This window comes from Vibrio sp. SCSIO 43086, assembly GCF_051132235.1.
In the GTDB taxonomy this organism is placed as follows: domain Bacteria; phylum Pseudomonadota; class Gammaproteobacteria; order Enterobacterales; family Vibrionaceae; genus Vibrio; species Vibrio diabolicus.
On sequence record NZ_CP072677.1, the window covers coordinates 1,481,665 to 1,501,870 of the forward strand.

Genomic DNA, 20,206 nt, shown 5'->3' on the forward strand with positions numbered 1-20,206 from the left:
CTATATCGCATTTTCAATCTGGTACAACAGCTTTTCTCTACGAACAGGCTTGGGTACATAAGCGTCCATGCCTGAATCGAAGCAGCGTTGAATGTCATCATCCACAACACTTGCCGTTAGCGCGATGATGGGAGTCTTAGGAAGACCTTTACTTGCTTCGTAGGCGCGTATTTGTCGTGAGGCTTCGAACCCATCCATGATCGGCATCATGCAGTCCATCAAAATGATGTCGAACCCGCCATCTTTTTGGAACATTTCGACCGCAACCTGTCCGTTTTCGGCCACTTCAAATTGATAACCAGCTTTGGATAAAAGCAGCGAAGCGACTTTTTGATTTACTCTGTTATCTTCGACGAGCAAAATCCGTTCTGAGCGAATAGGCGTCACCGTCGCTTCTGATTGTTCTGCATGCGAGGTTTTTTCAGTAGAGTGAGTGGTGTTCGTTGCCAGTCGCTTTTCATCAAAAGCAATATTGGAAATGCGTAGTCCAATGGCTTTATCTAATTTCTCTTTCAACAAACCCGCTTTAAAAGGTTTGGGCACATAATCATCCATTCCAACATCAAAACACTTTTGAATGTCATCATCGACTACACTTGCTGTTAGCGCGATAACTGGGATTCTGACCGTCCGTTTTTCTTTTGCTTCAATTTGACGGATCATTTTGGTTGCTTCAAACCCATCCATCACCGGCATCATGCAATCCATTAAGATTAAGCAGTATTGATTCTGTTGAAACATATCTACGGCTTCTTCTCCGTTTACGGCGATATCAAAGTCGAAGCCCGCTTTTGTGACGTGTAATCCAGCGATTTTTTGATTGACGGTGTTGTCGTCGACCACCAAAATTTTTGGGAAAGTCTTAGTATTGGGTGTTGTCGTGTTCTCTTTGTTTGCTTGAGGGAAGTTTGCAGCACAAGTTTCAAGTGCTTTTACTAAGCGCTGTCCTAAGAGGGGTTGAGTGACCAATGCACTAATGCTGTTACCAAAATCACGCTGGGCACTATGAAGGTGTTTAATAAGACAAACTCGAACATTTTGCATGCAAAGTCTTTTCATTTCACCTAGATGTTTGGCTGTGGTATTTGGAGAAGTTTCTACGTTGATAACAATGATGCGCTCGTTATCAATCCACGTTGGCAGAGCATCCAGTGTATTTACTGATTGCTGAACACTGATGTGGAAAAAGCTCAACTCGTCACGCAGCTTTTGCTCCAAAGTAGAGTTGTTGCAAACTATCCATATATCGTTGTGATTAAGGGAGTGATAGCCATTGAACTCTTGAGTCACAATTGGAGCCGTAAGTTCGAAGAAAAATCGGCTACCTTTGCCTTTCTCGGATTCAAGCTGAATCTCACCGCCCATCAACTCTACCAGCTGCGTGCTAATTGCAAGCCCAAGCCCTGTCCCTCCAAACTGTCGGGTGGTGGAATTATCTTCTTGGGCGAAAGGAGCAAATATCTTTTTTTGTTGCTGCTCATCAATACCGATCCCTGAGTCTTTGACTGAAAACTCGATGCTCGCTTCACCATTTTTGATTTCTCTAGTGATGACAGAGAGTTCAACGCAGCCTTGTTCGGTGAACTTTACGGCATTGGACATGAAGTTCATGATGATTTGGCGTATACGGTGATCATCCAACATAACGTGATAGGGCGTATTGCGGCTGATGCTGACTTGAACATCGATGCCTTTTTCTTTCGCTTTCGGGGAAATAATAGAAGCAATATCGTAGATGGATTCACGAACACAGGTTGAATGAGAGCTGATAAGCAACATACCAGATTCAATTTTAGAGAAGTCCAGAACGTCATTTATTAAGCTCAACAGTAATTGCGAGGAGGTTTCTATCGTGTCGACATAATCACGTTGTGTCGCAGTTAGCGGCGTGTCTGACAAAACTTCTGAAATGCCAATAACGCCGTTTAAAGGGGTTCGAATCTCATGAGACATATTCGCCAGAAAGCTACTTTTGGCTTTGCTTGCCTCGATGGCATCATCTTTCGCCTTTTCAGCATCTTCTTTGGCTTGAGTTAACTTTTGTCTTGACTGCTCACGTTCGTAACTCAGTTTTTTTACCTCTTTAGCAAACTTACTGAGTTCATCTTTCCCTTTGGTCAACTCTGTCAGTGGTGAGTTTTCATTGTTGTCCTCTTCGTAAGTGTCTCGACTTAGGAATTCGAGGACTAAATTCAAGTTGCCAGTGACCTTGCGCACTAACCTCAGGGTTAAACTCACGACCAGCAATGTCACGAGGCTCATTAGCGCAATGAAGCCAATGCGGTGCTGTGTTGTTTCACTGATCGTCTTGGTTATATCCTCAACAAGTTGTCGTTCCATCTGGTCATCAACGTTACGTAATAAACTTAAGCGTTTATAAAGCGCAGACAACCCGTCATCTATTTGAGCGGTGGTCAACACGCTAAGGTTTGTTGGCTGCAACAAATTGGTTCGAAATGCTTGGCTTTTAACAAACACATTATCGGTAAAGGTTTCGATGAGGAGGTTGACTTGCTGCTTATTCGCATTAAGTGTGACAAAACGTTCGAACAGCAGTTGTTGGTTCTGGATTAATGATTGGATACTGGCTTGGATAGCTGGATCGTACATCTGCCCCTGTTCTGTGGATTCCACTAAGTATTTGCTGAGTCTATGTTCTTCTGTTGACCAAAACATTAACCACTCAAGCTGCATCAATGAGGAGAGGTGAGTGTTGGTTTCATAACTTACATGGCTGAAGTAGACTCTATCCAAACTCAAAAGAATCTCTTTGAATGTGTCGGCACGCCACTCAGCAGCATCTAACTTATCTTCTGTACTATTGGACGAGAGCATTGACAGTGTTGCTTCTTCGAAATTCGCGAGCTGATTTAATATATCGGCATTGTCACCAAAAACAGGTGAAGCTGTATCTTGTAAAGTGTGAACGAGTTGGCGGGTTTCTTGAGCGTTATTCGCGACCCTTGGATCGCTCGTCAAATAATACAGTGAGGAAACACGATCTATATATTGGGAGAAGAGTTGTGCTTTTTGAAGTTCTTGAGCTTGGATAGAGAGGTTTTGTACATGTTTGCCCGCCAGAAGCAATAACAATAAGATTGGTAGTAGGACCAATCCAAAAAGTTTCTGCTTTACAGACAGGTTGTTCCAAGCAAATATCCCGACCACACGCGTTTCCATATCCAAAGAGTTGATATGAAAAGTGTAGTTTACCTATCTCAAATGTTAGATTTTAAGAGGAAATTCATACTTGCGAGATGGCGAAGTGTGACCAATATTGCAGAACGAATCCCCTTTAATTAAATGAACGCGATAAATTATTCAGTTAAGCATAGTTGCTGGCGGTTGAGTCATCTATTGCTTGGCGTTGTTGCTCAAACTCTATGATTTCTTCTGCCGGCACCGGTCTACCCAAGAAAAAGCCTTGAACAACGTCGCAGTGAAGCGATTCCATCCTTGTTAGTTGGGTCTGGGTTTCTATGCCTTCAGCTACCACTCTCATTCTTAGGTTATGAGCCATGGATATAATCGCACGGACTAATGAATCATCTTGTTCATTGTTTTGGATTTGAGCGATAAATGAACGGTCAATTTTAAGCCCATCAAACGACATTTGTTGTAGGTAGGCGAGGGCTGAGTACCCAGTTCCAAAATCATCTAGCCACACTTCTACGCCGTTAGCTTGTAATTTTTTGAGCACGTACTGCGCTTTCTCAATATCATCAATAAACAGAGACTCTGTCACTTCAACATGAATGGTTTGAGGGGGGACTTGATATTGTTGTAAATATTTCGAAAAGAGCTGACTTAAATCTTGGCGGTAGATCTGCCTAGGAGACAAATTTAATGCGATATGAAAATCAGCAGTGAAATGACCCGCCCATTGTGCTCGCTGGCTAATTGCTGTCTCGATGAGGTATTCACCAAGCTCTAAAATTAAGTCACTTTGTTCTGCAATCGGGATAAATAATTCTGGGCTGATATAACCCTTCTCTGGGTGATTCCACCTAACCAATGCTTCGACACCAATCAACTGGTAGGTGTTGAGGTCGAACTGGGGTTGATACCAAAGCTCGAACTGAGATAAATCACGTATTGAGCGGCGCAGTTCCTTTTCTATGTATAAGCGCTGCTTCACGGTCTCATCAAACGCGGAATCGTATATCGTCATGATATCTTTGCCGCGTCGTTTAGATTCTTGCGCCGCCAGTGAGGAGAGTTGTAAAAGAGACTCTGCGTTTGAGCCAAATTCCGGATACACCGCGACTCCAAGGCTTGCCGTAATTTGAATATCGTTCTCTTCCAAATTAAAAGGAGAAAGCAATTGGCGATGAATATCGTCCGCTTTTTCTCTAGCGTGGAGGCTGTCTTTGCATGGAAAGACCAGCACAAATTCGTCAGCGCCGACTCGGCTTACGATGGTTGAAAGACGGTAAAGAGGCTGGAAGTAACTCGGCAAACGACCTTGAAGTTCAGAGGCGATATGACCTAGCAATTTATCCCCGATGCTATGCCCGTAGTTATCGTTAATATGTTTAAAGTCATCCAGATCAATAAAAACAACCGCGAGTGAGGGTGATTTGCGGTTCGTTATTTGCTTTTGGATATCAATGAGCAACTTTTCTCGGTTAGGCAGGGAGGTAAGAATGTCGTGATACGCCATGAACTCCACCCGGCTTGTGTATCGGTTCACTTTGTTCGACATTTTGTTATACGCCGAAATAAGATCACCCACTTCATCTTTACTTTTTATATCAGTGATTGGCAGTGCTTGAGTATTTGACTCTGTAAATTGTTCTTTAAGTTGTTTGAGTGGTTTTATTAATGAGCGACCCAAAGCATACGCGATGGCACTTCCGAGCAGAACGGATATCGCACTGATCGTGAGCAGCAAGTTAAACATCTTTTGCTTATCGTTTGAGGTAAGCGCTTGTACTTGAGCAATGTTTTGTTCTTTCTCTTCTAATAGATGCGCTAGGTTGAGTTCAAGATACACCGCGCCCAGTGTGATATTCGATTGCTGAATCGGTGCCGCAATTTCTAATTGATGTTTAGAAAAAGAAATGAGAATTCTAGACTCTTCTATTGCTTTTAAAATAAAGCGAGAACGGTAATGAGGCTGGGCAAACATACTCAGCTGAGTCGTACCGTCGTGAAAGATTAGCCCTTCATTATCAACAACGTGTATCTTCGAGACATCTGGTTGGCTTAATGTTGCTTTAATCTGCTCGTATGCTTGGCTGATATTATCCGTATAGAGTGGGTCAAAAAGTTGCTTTGATAATAACTCTGCGTAAACCAATCCTTTTTGCTTGACGTAAGACTCTGTTTTTTCTTGTGAGTTCTCGGTGATTTGGCGGGTTAAGTTATTTGAGTACGTATCGTAACCATGCATATATAGTGCGAGGTTTATCACTACGACAAACAGGACAACAAAAATGGTCGAGCAAATGTATTTAGTTTCGAGTGAGAGTTTGTGGAACATCAATCCACCTTCGGTAACAAGTGAATAGATGTTCGAACGGTATTTAAGGACGCGGACATTTCTGGCGTTAGAGCGGTGATCTTTTTCGTGTTTTGGAACTGTTTAAGTGCTAAAGCACCTTGCTGAGATGCCTCCATACCGAGCAATATTGACGTGATTTTATGTTGCTGATCTTGGCTTAAGGTCGGAGAGGCGAGAATTAAGTCTCTAGGTATTTCTACCGAGCGAGCGAAAATCGTTAGTTTGTCTTTCATGCTTTCTGGAAGATCTTTAGGGTTGCTCCAATTGAAATTGCTGAACGCTCCTGCTGCGACTCTCTGCTTATACACCCATACTGAAAGGTTGATTTCATTCGATTGAGCCAAGTGCTCGTCAAGGAATAAATATCCAATACTGTCTTTGGCTGGTTTGTCATCGGAGGAGGGGAGGTATTCTAATTTCTCCCCTTGATTAAGCAGTGTAATAGCGGGTAAGTAATAGCTGCTGGTGGATGTACGCTTTTCAAAAACAAGTGTTTTTCCGCGCAGGTCAGAAATCGACTCGATACCACTCTCTTTGTGGGTAAAGAATACCGTATGATATTTTTGTAAACCTTTTTTCCAGCGTATGGCAATGGCTTGGCTGCCAGACTCTGCCTCGAGGGTCATTGCATTGAAGGGGGTGGCTGTTGCAATTTGAACGGTGCCATTTTTTAGTGCCACCGCGAGCTGGCGATAATTTTTAAATACTTTTACAGCACCCTTGGTGTATCCGTATCCGGCCAAACCATTGGTCACGTACTGCGTAAAAGGCGTCGACTTTTTGATTTTGCTTTGAGCTTTATTGGAAACAATGCCAAACGTGAATGTTTTTTCAATATTTTCTTGTGCACTGACGACAAAAGGCGAACTCAGCAAAGTGAGTGATAACAGAGTGCAGGCAGGTTTCATCCGGCTTCAACTTCCTTCTGGTGCATGTCAGTAATATTTAGCATTTATCAATGCGCCCCAAATCAATAGTAGAAACAGTATGATGTACAAATTTCGTTTTACTAGCGCACTTTTATAATGTGACTTGGTCACTTATTCCGTTCAAATAGTACCGAATTTGAAGTTTATGTACAGGATGAATGTTTCACCGTGGGTTTTAATTCACTGGATTCTTAGTCAAGTTCAGTAGTGTCTGTGAGCGAGTACACCTTCTTTATCATGATGTCGTGTTAAGAAAATATCTCCAATTGCTTTTGATATTTCTTCTCGAGTGCTTCATTACCTGCTGCACGTTCAAGTTGAATCATGAGCTGTAAAGAGGGTTTCTTAACGCCATACATTTGATTAAATCTCATTAATCGAATTCTGGCTTCAGTGTAATTGCCGCTATCAATTTCTAGCTTGGCTAGCTGCAAAATAGATTTTGGCCTATGAGGGTCATGATCAATAGCTCGGGCGAAGTAATATTTCGCTTTGTCTTTATCTTGTGACTTCAACGCGCAAAATGCGGCGTTTTCATAACTGGCCGGAATGAGATAGTAATAAGGCTGCTCAATGGCTCGATTAAACATTTGATCGGCTTTCTCGAAGTTACCCCGCTTGCAAAGAAAGGTGCCGTAGTTATTGAGCACGTTACCGTTTTTGGTGTGTTGGCGTAGAGAGCGTTTATACATTTGCTCGGCTTTAGCATCTTCACCAACCGTTTCATAGTAGTGAGCCATCGATAACTGAGCACGATAGTATTGAGGTGCGTGGGTTAAGGCTTGTTGCAAGTTATCATGCGCGCGAATCATATTGCCGCCTTCTAAATAACCTAGGCCAAGTGCGATACGTGATTCTGCCATTGCTACAGGATCGGCTTTAACGACAGGGCTACCATCTTCTTTCACCGTCACGCAGCCCACAAGTGCAAACTGAGAGATTAATAGTAGTGCACCGAGCTTTGTTGTTTTCATTCTTTGTCCCTACATCCCTGAATCTCCCAGCATGATATGAATTACGTAGCAAAAGCCTATTGAGGAAAAAACACTATGCGATCAGGTTTGCAAACTGGTATGAAAAAGCCGCCATATGGCGGCTTGGTTCACATATTACATTTAGACATCATGAGCGCTTTGTTTACGTACTTTGAGGTTAATCGTCTTTAGTAAAAGCGTCTTCACTGAAGTGATCAAGATCATAAGGTGTTTGCTGGTAAACGCAGTAGTTCAGCCAGTTTAAAAAGAGGAGATGTCCATGACTTCTCCAACTGGCAATTGGTGGATTATCAGGATTGTTGTTTGGATAGTAGTTGACGGGAATGGCTGGTTCCATGCCTTCGCTTAAATCGCGGATATATTCGTTATGTAAGGTATGCGAATCGTATTCAGGATGCCCAGTAACAAACACATTTCTCTTGTCTTTTGTTGTAGCTAAGTAAACACCTGCAACATCCGATGTGGCTAGGATGTCTAAGTCGGTATGTTCTTCTAAAAAGTGAGGTGAAAAGTCGGCATAGCGTGAATGAGGCGCTAAAAATGTGTCATCAAACCCACGTAACATAGGATGGAATTGATGATGAATCTGGTGATGGTACACGCCTGAAAGTTTTTCTTTACGCGTTTTTTTAGGTAGATCGTAGAGCAACTTCAACCCTGCTTGTGCTGCCCAGCAGACATAAAGAGTCGATGTCACATGATCTTTTGCCCATTCCATGATGGTTTTTAGGTGGTCCCAATAAATGACATCTTCAAATTGAACCAAACCTAGTGGCGCACCAGTAATGATCATGCCATCGAAATTTTTATCTCTCACCATTTCAAATTGACGATAAAAAGTATCCAAATGTTCGGTTGGCGTATTTTTGCTTGGGCGGTTATCAATGCGCAATAACTCGACATTGACTTGTAATGGGCTGTTTGAGAGTAGACGCAAAAACTGAGTTTCAGTTTCTATTTTTTTTGGCATCAGATTCAGGATCAGCACTCGTAAAGGACGTATTTCCTGACTCGCAGCACGCGTTTCACTCATTACGAAGATGTTCTCTGTCCTTAGCACATCGGTAGCTGGTAATTGATCTGGAATTCTAATTGGCACGACTTTCTCTCCCTAAGTATAGTCAATCTAGACGTCTATACTTCTAAAGCTAACTTAATTAAGTTTAGATGTCGATACGAAATATGACTTTTCAATCTACTCTTTACATTATGGTAAACCGAGCTCGAAGCTGTCACACAATTGTGACTAGAGCGGAGTTTCTGATGAGATATGTTTGAAACGCTGGTCGTACTATTTGCTGGTAATTATGTGATCACGTTAATATGCGAAAGTGACTTCGTTGTAAGGAAGTCTCAGATTAATGAGCCATACTAAAAACAATCAGCTCACCAATATGCATTAAAGTGTGTATTTGGAAACATCGTCAGTGGAGGACATTATGTTCGGTATTTTTAAAAGAAAGACAAAAATTCAGAGCATCGCTCAAGAGGTTCCTAGCGTACTATTGCGCTTGTTTGGCGATAACGACACTTATACGCCGAAAGAAATTGATCAAGCCCTTCAAGAGCTTGGTTATGATAAGAGCAAGGATCTAAGTCATTATCAGTATGCCTATGGAATGTTTGCCAATGAAGCTTCTTACGAGCAGCTAGGGCTGACGGATGAGTTAGGTAATTATGGTCACTTTCAACGAGAAGTGGGCAAGATGCTACTCAATACACCAGAGCCAATTGATATGCACATCTACTTTGAAATTGCTCGGCAGCACCAAAAAGCAGGCCTGTCGCTTACTCATCAAGAAGTGAGTGAAAGCGATGGCGTGTGAATGTCTCTATATTCAAGTGATCACGCTGTGAATCCTGCATTTTGAAGCTGCTTGAGTAAGAGGTATTCCATCGAGAGATGAGTTGGGTATAATGCGCGACCTAATTATCCGGACGTGTTGTCGGTTACATTTCTGTTGAGCGTTAATGCCTTATGTTCAAAATGCTTGTCTCTATGCCGCCAATGTTGGCGCTGTCGATCGCGATTGTATGCGAAGTGATTGCCACTTCCTATATTCCCAAAACAGAGCAATTTACGAAAATGATGCCGAGTACAGTCGTTCTGATTGGTTACGGCATTGCTTTCTTCTTGCTTTCCGTCACGGTAAAAACGATGCCTGTTGGGGTTGTTTACGCCATATGGAGTGGGGCGGGTATTGTTTTAGTTGCGACGATTGGCTGCTTTGTTTATGGACAGCGGCTAGATTTGCCGGCGCTTGTTGGTATTGGGTTTATCCTCACTGGTGTGATGATCGTTAACCTGTTATCCAGGACTGTAGGACACGGATAACCAATACTACTTGTGATGCCAAATAAAAAGCCGTAGCGAGAAATTGCTGCGGCTTTTTAATGTCAACCCAATAGTTAACTTACTAGTACCTCAAGCATTTTGCTTTGTTGACGATGTTTTCGAGTGCGATACATCACGGCGGCGAACGCTGGGAGGCTAAATGTGATAAACCCTAATATCAGTGCATATGCCCCAGTTTTTGCGCTAATTCCTGCTGGCACGTCAAAAGATACAACAATCGTCACCAAGCAACTTATCAAGCCTAACCCTGCCACTAAACACATTCCTATTTTTCCGCCCGCAACTCGAAATGGGCGCTCAATATCTGCGTGTTTGTATCGTGAGACCAAAAAGCTAACAAAAATACAGATGTACATCACCATATAGAGCTGAGTCATCAGGATATTCAATAGCCACATGCCTTGATTGACGTTAGGAACAAAAACGAAAACCAAAGAGAGCACGCTAACAATCGCGCCTTGCAAGAGCAACAATGAGACGGGGGCTTGGTTGCGGTTTTCTTTGGCGAGCGACATCGGCATGAAACTATCTTTTGCGGCAACATGCAGACTTTTAGTTGGGGCGATTATCCAGTTATTCAGGCTTGCAAGCGTGCCAAAAACAATAGCAAGGGCAATGACAGGCAGCAGGAATGAGAGGTGCAGATCATCAAAAAAAGCTTTGAAGGCAAGTATCACTCCTTCACTCAAACTAGAATGGTCACTTGAGACGACCGAAGAAATAGACAGTGAGCACGCCGTCAGAGAAACCAAGATTAAGATTGTGGAGATCAGCAGAGCTTTGGGATAGGCTTTTTGCGGATTTTCGACTTCGCTTGCATAAGAGGTCGTGATTTCAAGGCCTGTCAGTGAAAGAACTACCGCAGTAAAACCCGCTCCGATCCCATCTTGAGAAAGGTCCGGCAACCAGTCAGATACGTGGCGAAGCGAGATATGAGACTCACCAGAGTGGGTATACGCCCAGTACCCGCCTAATCCGATAATCAATAGAATCGGAAATATCAAACCTAGGGTGCCGAATACATTTGTAATCAGGGAAGAGAGGCGCAAGCCAAAGATATTAACTAAAGTTAACGCCCAAAAAATCACATTAATCATCAACAACATAAACATGTTGTTTTGCGCCAGATCTGGGAAAAAAGGGTAGGCTCCCGTTGCAACAATGAATGAAATTAACGGTGGATAGTAAACAATATTTTCAGCGTATTGATACCACACGGTGGCAAAGCCAAAGTTTGGCCCTAGTGTTTCTTTGCCCCAAAGATATACACCACCTTGCTCTGGATAAGTGGTACTTAGCTCAGCACACACTAGCGCTGTAGGGACAAAAAAACAAAGTCCAGCAAGTAAGAAGAAAGAAATGGCATGGCTACCAAACAAAGCCGCCCCAGGAATGTTCCTTATGCTGTCGACCGAAGTTACGGTAATCATGATGATAGAGAAAACACTCAATTTAACGGCGGATTTAACGATATTGCTCATTCGATACCTTTAATGGATGAGCGCACAACTTCTAGGTTGTAAAAGTAGCGTGCTACAAGTAAGACTCGCGTATTGTAGATTCCTCATAAATAGTGGGTATATAGCGAAAAACGGTATGTATTTATCCGAAAATGAGCTGAAAACAACGCGCTTTATTTCCATGGGATATAAACGAGTGATATGTCGGATAAATAAACACTTATAGCGATAAATTAGAACCTTTAGGTAAAGGTTTGACTTTCCCCTAAGGTCAAGGAGTACATTAACGCCATATCGAAATGAAACGATGGAGAAACACAATGGGATGCTGTAACCAAGCGCCAAAAGGTGGCACCGGAAAGTTGTCCTACTTGTTCAGGGTAATGGTTATCATGTTTATTGTTATTTTCATGATAGCTGCATTATGGGGTTAAAAAAACACCATTATCTAGAGCATTGAAAACACAAAGTTATGTTTGTCCAAACTTTATGAAAGTGCGGTAGATTAATCACTCCAATCGATGTTAACGTGGTGATTCATCTTTGCTGCTTTTTCATCCCCCTACATATTTCTGCAAAGTTCTTATTGTGTAGTGTGTCGAAGAACCATAGAATCCGCGCGCTTTAATTTATGTTATTAGCGCTATCAATGATAAAAGTGCAGTCCATTATCATTGTTTTTATCACTTATAGATGGGCACATCTGACAATACTCACATGAATAAATACCAAAAGCCTGAATTCAAGGCTGAATTTCTTTTGCCTCGTTACTGGGGAACCTTAATTATCATCAGCGTAATGTACTTACTCAGTCTCCTTCCTTTCAAAGTTCAGTTAGCATTAGGACGTGGCATTGGCCGTTTAGCTATGCGAATCATGAAAAAACGTCAAGTTACGATTAGGCGCAATCTTGAGCTTTGCTTTCCTCAGATGGAAGAATGCCAACGCGAAGCAATTTTAAAAGACAATATCGACAATACAGGTATTGCGCTATTTGAGACGGCGATGGCATGGTTTTGGTCTGATAAACGGGTAAACAAACACGTTACGATAAAAGGAATGGAGCACCTCGAGGCTTTAGAAAAATCAGGCAAAGGGGCATTAATGTTGGCCGTACACTCGATGAACTTAGAGTTAGGTGCTCGTGCTTTTGGCATTAAAAAGTCTGGAACTGGTGTTTATCGCCCAAACAACAATCCGTGTTTTGATTACTTTCAATACAAGGGACGTTCTCGCTCTAATCGTACGCTTATTGATCGCAAGAACGTTAAAGCCATGCTTGAAGCGCTTAGAACGGGTGAGCGGGTCTGGTATGCACCGGATCATGATTATGGAAACCGACGCTCAACGTTTGCGCCATTATTTGCCGTTAAAAATGCTTGCACGACGACAGGTACAAGTCTGCTGGTTGATTCGACAGATTGTGCCATCGTGCCTTTTACGATGGTAAGAGGAAAGGACGGACACTATACCTTGACGATTAGTGCGCCAGTCGACGGTTTCCCGAAAGAAGATCCTCAAGGTGCGGCAGTTTTCGTGAATAAGATAGTTGAAACGTCAATCATGGCAAGTCCGAGCCAATATATGTGGCTTCACCGTCGGTTTAAAACCAGACCTGAAGGCGAGGATTGTTTGTACAAGCCCAGACTTATCCCTAGCTTGGCATAGCATAGAAAGAGCTTAAAAAAGCCCAAGGAACATACGAACCTTGGGCTTTTACGTTCTATTCTTTTTCTATTTACAAGTAGCGGCCTTTTAGGTGCGCTTGGAAGTGCTTAGCATTTAGTGTTTCACCCGTTGCTTCTCTTACGAGATCATCTGTTGTTAATAAGCTGCCTTTACTCCAGATGTTCTTCGACAGCCAATGGAATATCGGCGTCAGATCGCCAGAGCGAATAACCGCGTCCACATCTACTGTTTGCTTCATTGCGGCCATGAACTGGGCTGCGTACATCGCACCGAGAGTGTAGGACGGGAAATATCCAAAACTTCCATCCGTCCAATGAATGTCCTGCATACAACCGTTTTTGAAATTGCCTTCCGTTGAGAGTCCCAAATACGCTTTCATTTTTTCGTTCCAGAGCTCTGGTACGTCTGTATGCTTGATGGCACCGTTCATAAGATCACGTTCAATCTCATATCGAAGAATAACGTGGGCAGGGTATGTTAATTCGTCCGCATCTACGCGAATAAAGCCTTTCTCTACGCGAGTGTAGATTTTGGCTAGATTGTCTTTTTCAAACTCATCTCCAGAAAAATGCTTGGAAGCCATGTGAGCAAGATGGTCGATAAATGCGTTGTTTCGTCCTATTTGCATTTCAAAGAAGAGCGACTGTGACTCATGAATTCCCATAGAGCGGGCTTGACCAGCTGGTGTTCCTGCTAAATCTTTTGGTAGCCCTTGCTCGTATCGGGCATGGCCAGTTTCGTGGACGATCCCCATCAATGATTGGACAAACTCGCTTTCATCATAACGTGTTGTAATACGCACATCTGTTGGCACACCGCCACAAAATGGGTGGACACTTTCATCAAGCCGACCGTGTTCAAAATCGAATTGAAGTAGCTTCATGACTTCCAGTCCCAGCGCTTTTTGTTTTTCCGCAGGGTAGTGCGCAGTTGGCAATAAGATGTTGTCTGATTGCTGTTTTTCAAGCGCTTCGTCTATCAAGGAAGGTAGCCACGTTTTTACGTCAGCAAAAAGCGTGTCTAACGATGCAGACGTTGTGCCTGGTTCATAAATATCAAGCATGGCATCGTAAGGGGTTGTGCCGTTTGCTTCGGCTCTAATTTGCGCTTCTTCTTGCGATAGTTTGACGACTTCTGCCCAGTTCTTTTCAAAGCCAGACCAGTCATTTTCTCCGCGTTGCGTACGCCATGCATGTTCACATTTGGAGCCAGCAAGAGATTGAGCTTGAACTAATGATTCTGGTAGCAAGTTAGCTTGTTGCCATTCACGTTTCATTTCTCGTAGGATGGACTTTTCACTTGCAGATAGCGTCTCTTCTTCTGCCTGAGCGAAAAGTTCGCCCAAGTGTGGCTGAGTCATCAATGAGTGGATGTGTACATCAAGCTCTGCCATAGCATTGGAGCGCGCTTCAGCGCCACCAGATGGCATGACCGCTGCTTGGTCCCAACCTATGATGGCAGAGAGGTGCTCAAAATTTGCCACTTTTTTGGAATGTTCAATGAGTTTTGTAAATGCTTTCATGTGACTACTCTTATTCTTTTGTTCTTTCCCTAAACACCCGATAACGGGTCCTTTACGTCGAGTTGCACGAAACAACCTGCGTTAATTTACTAATAATTAACAATTAATCGTCACTCATTGTCCATAAATTCACCCAGTTGTATAGCTCTCTTAAAAAAGAAGCTTGCGAATCTCGTGGATTGACGGTATTGATGACGGATTAACAATTAATTATCACGATAATATGGATATCTTGAATTTTGAGGCATTTATTATTGCCATCACTATTTTAACGCTAACGCCGGGTTTAGATACGGCCCTTGTTATCCGTAATACCAGTCGCGCGGGTTTAAAAGACGGATGTACAACCAGTTTAGGGATTTGCTTTGGCTTATTTGTGCATGCTTTCTTTTCAGCGGTTGGTATTTCGGCCATTCTGGCGCAATCTGCAGAGTTGTTCCAAATCGTAAAAATGATTGGTGCAGCTTATCTTATTTGGCTTGGTCTGAGCAGTTTAAAAGCCCTGATGTCGTCGAAGAATGGTTTGTCAGTGACTGAGCAGGTTCATGAAGTGTTTAATGGCAAACGCTCTTTTAGAGAGGGCTTTCTTTCTAACGTCTTGAACCCAAAAACGGCAGTTTTCTACTTGGCGTTCTTGCCACAGTTTGTGAATCCAGAAGGTTCTCCTTTGCTTCAATCAATGATGATGGCATCCGTGCACTTTATTATTGCGATGGTTTGGCAGTGTGGTTTGGCTGGCGCACTTAACTCAGCTAAGAGCCTGTTAAAGAATGCAAGCTTTATGAAGTGGATGGAAGGAGCGACGGGCGCTGTCTTAGTCGCACTTGGCGTAAAGTTATTGATTGAAAAGCCCGTGTAATGCGCAATATTTACCACCTTTTGATATTGCTCGTTGTGTTTATTACTGGCGTGGTTGGTGCCATTGTTTGGCAGACATGGCCACAGGTACAGTTTGCGCAACGTGGCATGACCTGGTCTTGGCACTGGGGCTATTTCGAGCCATTTTCCAATGGAATACAACAGACGCGAACTCAAGATACGAAACAGCTGTTACTTCGACGTGTGTATATGAATGACGGTATTGTCGTTTTTGTCTCGACAACAATGGACAATAAATTTGAAGTTGATGTTGTAAAAGAGCAAAGCTGCGAACCTAAAACGACAACTTGGGCTTCAGTATCCGTCAACCATCAACGCATGAGACATGTGCCGATGGTTTGTGATGCACTGGGGCAGAGCTACTTTTATCGCTACATCGGGAAGCATCTTGAATCGATTGAAGTTGGGGTTGGAGATTCGTTCGTAACAGAGGCGTTTTCAGACTGGCCGCTATCAGAGCTGAAGTCGGATCAATTCAAGCAAAAAAATGCGAAGTTTTTTCAAGAACGTGGAGAAAAGGTTGAGCATCAATGGTTGAGAGATTAACCGCCTAGCTTAAGATAAAATAAAGCCCGCTGAATACCAGCGGGCTTTATGTTTTTTACCATTTCCAATTTACTTTCAGCGATTGACGGTTCATTACTGAACACTTGTCATGTCACTAAGCTTTTACTGCTTCAATTTCATCAGATTGCGATGCTGAGCTAAAGAACAGCTTGGTTTCTGCCAGTACGACGTGACGCAGTGCGATCAAACCGATTAGGTTAGGAATCGCCATCAGACCATTTACGATATCGGCGAGTAGCCAAATCATGTCTAGATGGAGGAACGCGCCTGATGCCACCAAACCAACGAAAATCAGCTTATAAGGAAGCACCGCTTTTGTACCAAAGAGGAACACAACGCAACGCTCACCGTAGTAGTTCCATCCAAGAATGGTTGTGAATGCAAAAAACATCAAACCAATTGACACCAGCATTGGGCCAAATGTATCCGCATTCAAACCTACCGCAAAGGCATGAGTCGTCATTGCTGCACCAGAAAAGTCGCTTTGCCATGCGCCAGTAAGGATCAACGCTAGGCCCGTCATGGTACAAATAATGATGGTATCAAAGAAGGTACCTGTCATTGAAATCAGGCCTTGTTTCACACAAGAGTCTGTTTTCGCTGCCGCTGCTGCCATAGGCGCGCTACCCAAACCAGATTCGTTTGAGAATACGCCACGAGCGATACCTGATTGGATCGCCAACATGATACTTGCACCTAAGAAACCGCCAGTCGCTGCTGTTGATGTAAATGCTGATACCAACACTAATTCAACGGCGTTGAACAATTGGTCTGCATTCATGATGATCACGCTTAAACACGCCAACACGTAAAATACAGCCATGGTAGGAACCACTTTTCCTGCAACGTTAGCAATGGATTTGATGCCACCCAAAGTTACGAAAGCAACCAAAAGAGTCAGTACAAAGGCAGAGAGCTCACGGTCAACACCGAGAGATATCTCACTTGCATCCAGAATCGCGTTTACTTGTGGAAACGTACCAATACCAAAACAAGCAACACCCAAAGCAAACACTGCAAACATGATCGCGAGGGCTTTTGAGCCAACACCGTATTGCAGATAGTACATCGGGCCACCAATCATTTGGCCTTTATCATCGACTCTTCGGTATTTAACCGCTAACAAACATTCGGCGTATTTAGTCGCCATTCCGAAAAGGGCGGCGAGCCACATCCAGAATAGGGCACCTGGTCCACCAAGTTTGATCGCGGTGGCAACACCAACAATGTTACCAGTACCAATCGTTGCAGAGAGCGCAGTACAAAGTGCTGCAAAGCTAGAAACGTCACCTTGTTTATCATATGACTTATCTTTACTGAATACCATCGCTAGCGCTGTTGGGAGATGTTTAAACTGGATCAAGCCGAGGCTAAAAGTGAAGTAAACACCGGTACCCACTAGCAAAATAAGCAGTGGTGGACCCCAGACAAAATTATCGATGGTTTGTAGTAAAGATTGTAGGTCGTTCATGATTTCCCCTTAATAAAACAACTAATAAGGAGAAGAGGGAAAGGACGAGATCAACGATCTCTAAAAGAACTAAGCTATTGGTTGTAGGCGGGAAGGCCAAGCAAAATAGTTAGGTTGTAACTTTCCACTCCTCTGTCCTTTTGCCTGAGAGTTTCACCTTGCGTGAGTGCAAGACTTGCTCCTTCGGCGACCGATTTAACGGTTCTCTCCAGAGGTTCCTCCAACTACAGTCCCCGCTACCTAGGTAGCACCTGAAATAGTTAATTCTTCGGCGAGTTATGCTAATCAAATGTTAAAATTTGATTAATAACCACTCTCCTGCAGTCTTCATCGGAACAATTACTCAATTAAATGAGTAAAGGTTAGTTAATGATGCTGGTCATCATTAACGTGTGAACTCTATCATGTTTTTGGTCCATTTCAACACCCTATATCAATTTATTTTCAACGAAATAACCCTACTTATTTTCACGAAGCTACATTTACCAAGTTTTTGTGTGAGCAACTGCATAAACAAAACTCATTGGGCTAGGAAATAGAACCAAGAATACACTTCAGAACGATAAATATGTTTCGATTATTGCGGTATAAGTTATTCAATTGAGAACACAAATTTGATTAAAATCGAAGCACTTATTTTAAAATCTACGCTAAGTTGACCTTATGGGGCGTATAAATGAGTTACAATAAATCTTTGTGAAACCGTCTATGGACCTAGGCAGTTTTTCATGAGTGGACAAGGAGGCGGTATGACCAGATTATTAGCCATTGCGGTGTTGATTGCAGTAGCATTTGTGCTGTTTCGTTATCGAACCAATGAAAAAGTCCAAAAAGCGACCGTTATAACATTAATTGGCGCCTTTCTGATTTATACAGCATCGATTATGTTTGCGGAATTGATCCGCTAGCAAAGTAAAAGAGTCCTTGGAGTAGTATACGGTGAGTTCTCAGAACAAGATGGAAGAACAAGACGACGTTGTTGTCATTGAAGAGCGTGACAAACGTACTCATATCTATATCGCGATTGCTGCGGTATTAGGCTTGGCATTTGGTGGCCTTGTTGGATCGATTGTCACTGCGAACAAGTGGGAATCGACTTATCATGTGCTAGAAGAAAAATACCAAGCGTTGACGCAAGATAAAACGCAGTTGGTGTCTCAAGTAAAAGTGCGCGAAGAAGCGCTCGACCAAGAAATACAAGATAAAGTCACTGAACTGCTCGTTGCGAAAGATGAAGCGCACGAGAAAGCGCTTAAGAAGTTACAAAAGCAATTGACTGAGGTCGAGAAAGTTAACTTGTCGCTAGAGTCTCAATTGAAACAACAGGCAGATAAGATCAATACGACGAAGTCGGAAAATGAGAAGTTGAGTCGTCAAGCGGATATGCAAGCGACTATCTTTGAACGATCGCGCGAGGTGTTTCAAAAAGAGCTGAAAATTTCGCAAGAATTGGAGTCTCTAGAGAAAGAAAGGGCGAAATTATTGCCTAAGATCGAGAAACTCAAAAAAGAGTGTGATGTATTTTTGGAAGGTAAATCTTGGGACGTGAAATCGGACGCGTGTGATAAACACGATGAAGCCAATTCACGACTAAGTCAGGTCGATCAAATGATTGAAGTTTATAAAATGGATCTCAAGCAAATCAAAGCAATAACTGAAGATATCGGCCTCTAGATCTTTTATACCTGATTTTGGAAAGTAAAAGGAGCTCTTTAAGAGCTCCTTTTTCGTTGCTAGCTTTAAACTCGGGAGCTAGCGTTTATTCTTAGATACGCGAGGCGTCATAGCCTGAAGCAAGCAGCAATTCTCGCTCATGTTTAATCAGTTGGGCGCGATCTTCAATCAGTTCATTGAGAGCTAGTGAGGGCTTGCCTGCTAAAGCCTTGAACGACTCAAAAGATTCCGCGGTGTCGATTTTTTCAATCATCTGACTGATGACATTACGAGCCTCACACGGGTTACTCGTAGTGGTAAAGTATTCCACTTGCTTTGCTGCCGATTTCATCTCTGTCAACAGCTCAAGTGGGCTGCTCTCTTTTGCTACCGCCATGTAGTTATCCAGCACGCGCTTTGCATAAAGCAGTTCTTTGAGGGGGATATCTCTTCCACTCTCGATTAGAGATTCGCTAAGGATCATACTTGAGCTCATGGGCATTCCTTCTTATATACTACGCAGCTTTTGATGTTTCCCTGAGTCTAATTTATTGAAGTCACATTGGGAATGGGTAAAAAGCATTTTTAACGCATTTTTATTCACTAATAAAAACGCGAATGCGATGTTTATCCGGATCGGTAGCCACAAAATTTAAGCCATACACCGAAGTCATTGGTGGTTGAGCAAACTCAACGCCCATGTTTTTCCAACTGTTGTAAACGTGCTCTAACGTATGGCGGTTGCGCACTGCAAATGATAACTCGGTGCCACCACCTTTGATGTCGCTGGAAGGCGAAAGAACATCACTTTGCTTGAGTGTCAGTTTTAAGCCATTTGCGAGTGGCATAGAAGCAAATGTTGGAGACAAAAACGTGACCTCACAATCAAATAGTTTCGAGTAAAAAGCTTGGCTTACGTGGATGTCCTCAACATAGAGGACGAATGAATTGATAGTTAGCATGGTCTGTTTCTCAATTTACTAGAAGTATGAGGTTGAATCTAACGGAAGGGTAAGACAGGCTCTGTCAGTAGACCAAGTTAAAGTACCTTGTTTGAAATAGTGAGAAGTATCACTTTCAATTTTATTGGCTCAGGATCGAGCATATGAACATATCGTTTGCTTTGTATTTGATTCCATTTATCTTCTCGACATTTCCTTGTCAAAAGCAATCCCGTTC

At 42.8% G+C, this 20,206-nt stretch carries 17 protein-coding genes and 1 riboswitch; of the genes, 7 read left to right on the forward strand and 10 right to left on the reverse strand.

Going from position 1 to position 20,206, the window contains the following annotated elements:
* The 5 genes from J8Z23_RS06880 to metA all read right to left on the reverse strand — a co-directional run bounded on the left by J8Z23_RS06880 (position 1) and on the right by metA (position 8,529).
* Complete coding sequence (locus tag J8Z23_RS06880; protein ID WP_434635248.1) at positions 1-3,168, reverse strand: response regulator; 3,168 nt, start codon at positions 3,166-3,168, stop codon at positions 1-3.
* 157 nt (positions 3,169-3,325) lie between these two features.
* On the reverse strand, positions 3,326-5,485 hold the full coding sequence (locus J8Z23_RS06885) for an EAL domain-containing protein (protein WP_434635249.1): 2,160 nt from the start codon (positions 5,483-5,485) through the stop codon (positions 3,326-3,328).
* Complete coding sequence (locus J8Z23_RS06890) at positions 5,485-6,414, reverse strand: phosphate/phosphite/phosphonate ABC transporter substrate-binding protein (RefSeq protein WP_114322401.1); 930 nt, start codon at positions 6,412-6,414, stop codon at positions 5,485-5,487. The genes J8Z23_RS06885 and J8Z23_RS06890 overlap by 1 nt, the downstream gene beginning before the upstream one ends.
* A gap of 269 nt (positions 6,415-6,683) precedes the next feature.
* Positions 6,684-7,409, reverse strand: coding sequence for a type IV pilus biogenesis/stability protein PilW (gene pilW / locus J8Z23_RS06895; protein ID WP_301658805.1), 726 nt, complete (start codon positions 7,407-7,409; stop codon positions 6,684-6,686).
* Positions 7,410-7,587: 178 nt separating this feature from the next.
* Entirely contained in the window at positions 7,588-8,529 is a 942-nt protein-coding gene (gene metA / locus J8Z23_RS06900) for a homoserine O-acetyltransferase MetA (protein ID WP_006741610.1), read from the reverse strand.
* 340 nt (positions 8,530-8,869) lie between these two features.
* Between metA and J8Z23_RS06905 the strand changes: the two genes are divergently transcribed.
* Both J8Z23_RS06905 and J8Z23_RS06910 read left to right on the forward strand, forming a co-directional pair.
* Positions 8,870-9,256, forward strand: coding sequence for a hypothetical protein (locus J8Z23_RS06905; RefSeq protein ID WP_268844983.1), 387 nt, complete (start codon positions 8,870-8,872; stop codon positions 9,254-9,256).
* 173 nt (positions 9,257-9,429) lie between these two features.
* Positions 9,430-9,765 carry a DMT family transporter gene (locus tag J8Z23_RS06910; RefSeq protein WP_434635290.1) on the forward strand — a complete coding sequence of 112 codons (336 nt, stop codon included), beginning with the start codon at positions 9,430-9,432 and terminating at the stop codon, positions 9,763-9,765.
* A 74-nt stretch (positions 9,766-9,839) separates the two neighbouring features.
* Here J8Z23_RS06910 and J8Z23_RS06915 read toward each other — a convergent pair whose 3' ends face one another.
* Positions 9,840-11,267 (reverse strand): APC family permease, encoded by a 1,428-nt coding sequence (locus J8Z23_RS06915; protein ID WP_301658806.1) that lies wholly within the window; start codon positions 11,265-11,267, stop codon positions 9,840-9,842.
* 696 nt (positions 11,268-11,963) lie between these two features.
* On the opposite strand from J8Z23_RS06915, the gene J8Z23_RS06920 reads away from it, so the two are divergent.
* The gene (locus J8Z23_RS06920) at positions 11,964-12,914 is read left to right on the forward strand and encodes an LpxL/LpxP family Kdo(2)-lipid IV(A) lauroyl/palmitoleoyl acyltransferase (protein ID WP_041853039.1); all 951 of its coding nucleotides are present in this window, start codon (positions 11,964-11,966) and stop codon (positions 12,912-12,914) included.
* A gap of 70 nt (positions 12,915-12,984) precedes the next feature.
* On the opposite strand, the gene J8Z23_RS06925 is transcribed toward J8Z23_RS06920, so the two are convergent.
* A complete protein-coding gene (locus J8Z23_RS06925; protein ID WP_182036546.1) occupies positions 12,985-14,457 on the reverse strand; it encodes a carboxypeptidase M32 in 1,473 nt (490 codons plus the stop codon).
* 223 nt (positions 14,458-14,680) lie between these two features.
* Between J8Z23_RS06925 and J8Z23_RS06930 the strand changes: the two genes are divergently transcribed.
* Together J8Z23_RS06930 and J8Z23_RS06935 are read left to right on the forward strand one after the other, a co-directional pair.
* Positions 14,681-15,316 carry a LysE family translocator gene (locus tag J8Z23_RS06930; RefSeq protein WP_005393419.1) on the forward strand — a complete coding sequence of 212 codons (636 nt, stop codon included), beginning with the start codon at positions 14,681-14,683 and terminating at the stop codon, positions 15,314-15,316.
* The gene (locus J8Z23_RS06935) at positions 15,316-15,882 is read left to right on the forward strand and encodes a hypothetical protein (protein WP_005393418.1); all 567 of its coding nucleotides are present in this window, start codon (positions 15,316-15,318) and stop codon (positions 15,880-15,882) included. Before J8Z23_RS06930 ends, J8Z23_RS06935 begins: the two co-directional genes overlap by 1 nt.
* A 115-nt stretch (positions 15,883-15,997) precedes the next feature.
* Here the strand turns inward: J8Z23_RS06935 and J8Z23_RS06940 are convergent, their stop codons facing one another.
* Complete coding sequence (locus J8Z23_RS06940; RefSeq protein ID WP_434635250.1) at positions 15,998-17,374, reverse strand: alanine/glycine:cation symporter family protein; 1,377 nt, start codon at positions 17,372-17,374, stop codon at positions 15,998-16,000.
* Between the two features lie 122 nt (positions 17,375-17,496).
* Positions 17,497-17,596, reverse strand: a riboswitch (glycine riboswitch).
* Between the two features lie 527 nt (positions 17,597-18,123).
* On the opposite strand from J8Z23_RS06940, the gene J8Z23_RS06945 reads away from it, so the two are divergent.
* Entirely contained in the window at positions 18,124-18,282 is a 159-nt protein-coding gene (locus J8Z23_RS06945; RefSeq protein WP_005377784.1) for a hypothetical protein, read from the forward strand.
* A gap of 31 nt (positions 18,283-18,313) precedes the next feature.
* Positions 18,314-19,048: a hypothetical protein gene (locus J8Z23_RS06950; protein ID WP_012841883.1), complete on the forward strand. Its 735-nt coding sequence runs from the start codon at positions 18,314-18,316 to the stop codon at positions 19,046-19,048.
* 91 nt (positions 19,049-19,139) lie between these two features.
* Here the strand turns inward: J8Z23_RS06950 and J8Z23_RS06955 are convergent, their stop codons facing one another.
* Both J8Z23_RS06955 and J8Z23_RS06960 read right to left on the reverse strand, forming a co-directional pair.
* Positions 19,140-19,523 carry a hypothetical protein gene (locus J8Z23_RS06955; RefSeq protein WP_012841882.1) on the reverse strand — a complete coding sequence of 128 codons (384 nt, stop codon included), beginning with the start codon at positions 19,521-19,523 and terminating at the stop codon, positions 19,140-19,142.
* A 100-nt stretch (positions 19,524-19,623) separates the two neighbouring features.
* A complete protein-coding gene (locus J8Z23_RS06960) occupies positions 19,624-19,989 on the reverse strand; it encodes a VOC family protein (protein WP_005393412.1) in 366 nt (121 codons plus the stop codon).
* Positions 19,990-20,206: the final 217 nt, after the last annotated feature.

What these genes read in the sequence shown, in the direction of transcription:
- J8Z23_RS06885 (WP_434635249.1), bottom strand. Translation starts at nt 5,485, where the DNA reads ATGTTCCACAAACTCTCACTCGAAACTAAATACATTTGCTCGACCATT.
- J8Z23_RS06890 (WP_114322401.1), bottom strand. Translation starts at nt 6,414, where the DNA reads ATGAAACCTGCCTGCACTCTGTTATCACTCACTTTGCTGAGTTCGCCT.
- pilW (WP_301658805.1), bottom strand. Translation starts at nt 7,409, where the DNA reads ATGAAAACAACAAAGCTCGGTGCACTACTATTAATCTCTCAGTTTGCA.
- J8Z23_RS06905 (WP_268844983.1), top strand. Translation starts at nt 8,870, where the DNA reads ATGTTCGGTATTTTTAAAAGAAAGACAAAAATTCAGAGCATCGCTCAA.
- J8Z23_RS06910 (WP_434635290.1), top strand. Translation starts at nt 9,430, where the DNA reads ATGCCGCCAATGTTGGCGCTGTCGATCGCGATTGTATGCGAAGTGATT.
- J8Z23_RS06915 (WP_301658806.1), bottom strand. Translation starts at nt 11,267, where the DNA reads ATGAGCAATATCGTTAAATCCGCCGTTAAATTGAGTGTTTTCTCTATC.
- J8Z23_RS06920 (WP_041853039.1), top strand. Translation starts at nt 11,964, where the DNA reads ATGAATAAATACCAAAAGCCTGAATTCAAGGCTGAATTTCTTTTGCCT.
- J8Z23_RS06925 (WP_182036546.1), bottom strand. Translation starts at nt 14,457, where the DNA reads ATGAAAGCATTTACAAAACTCATTGAACATTCCAAAAAAGTGGCAAAT.
- J8Z23_RS06930 (WP_005393419.1), top strand. Translation starts at nt 14,681, where the DNA reads ATGGATATCTTGAATTTTGAGGCATTTATTATTGCCATCACTATTTTA.
- J8Z23_RS06935 (WP_005393418.1), top strand. Translation starts at nt 15,316, where the DNA reads ATGCGCAATATTTACCACCTTTTGATATTGCTCGTTGTGTTTATTACT.
- J8Z23_RS06940 (WP_434635250.1), bottom strand. Translation starts at nt 17,374, where the DNA reads ATGAACGACCTACAATCTTTACTACAAACCATCGATAATTTTGTCTGG.
- J8Z23_RS06945 (WP_005377784.1), top strand. Translation starts at nt 18,124, where the DNA reads ATGACCAGATTATTAGCCATTGCGGTGTTGATTGCAGTAGCATTTGTG.
- J8Z23_RS06955 (WP_012841882.1), bottom strand. Translation starts at nt 19,523, where the DNA reads ATGAGCTCAAGTATGATCCTTAGCGAATCTCTAATCGAGAGTGGAAGA.
- J8Z23_RS06960 (WP_005393412.1), bottom strand. Translation starts at nt 19,989, where the DNA reads ATGCTAACTATCAATTCATTCGTCCTCTATGTTGAGGACATCCACGTA.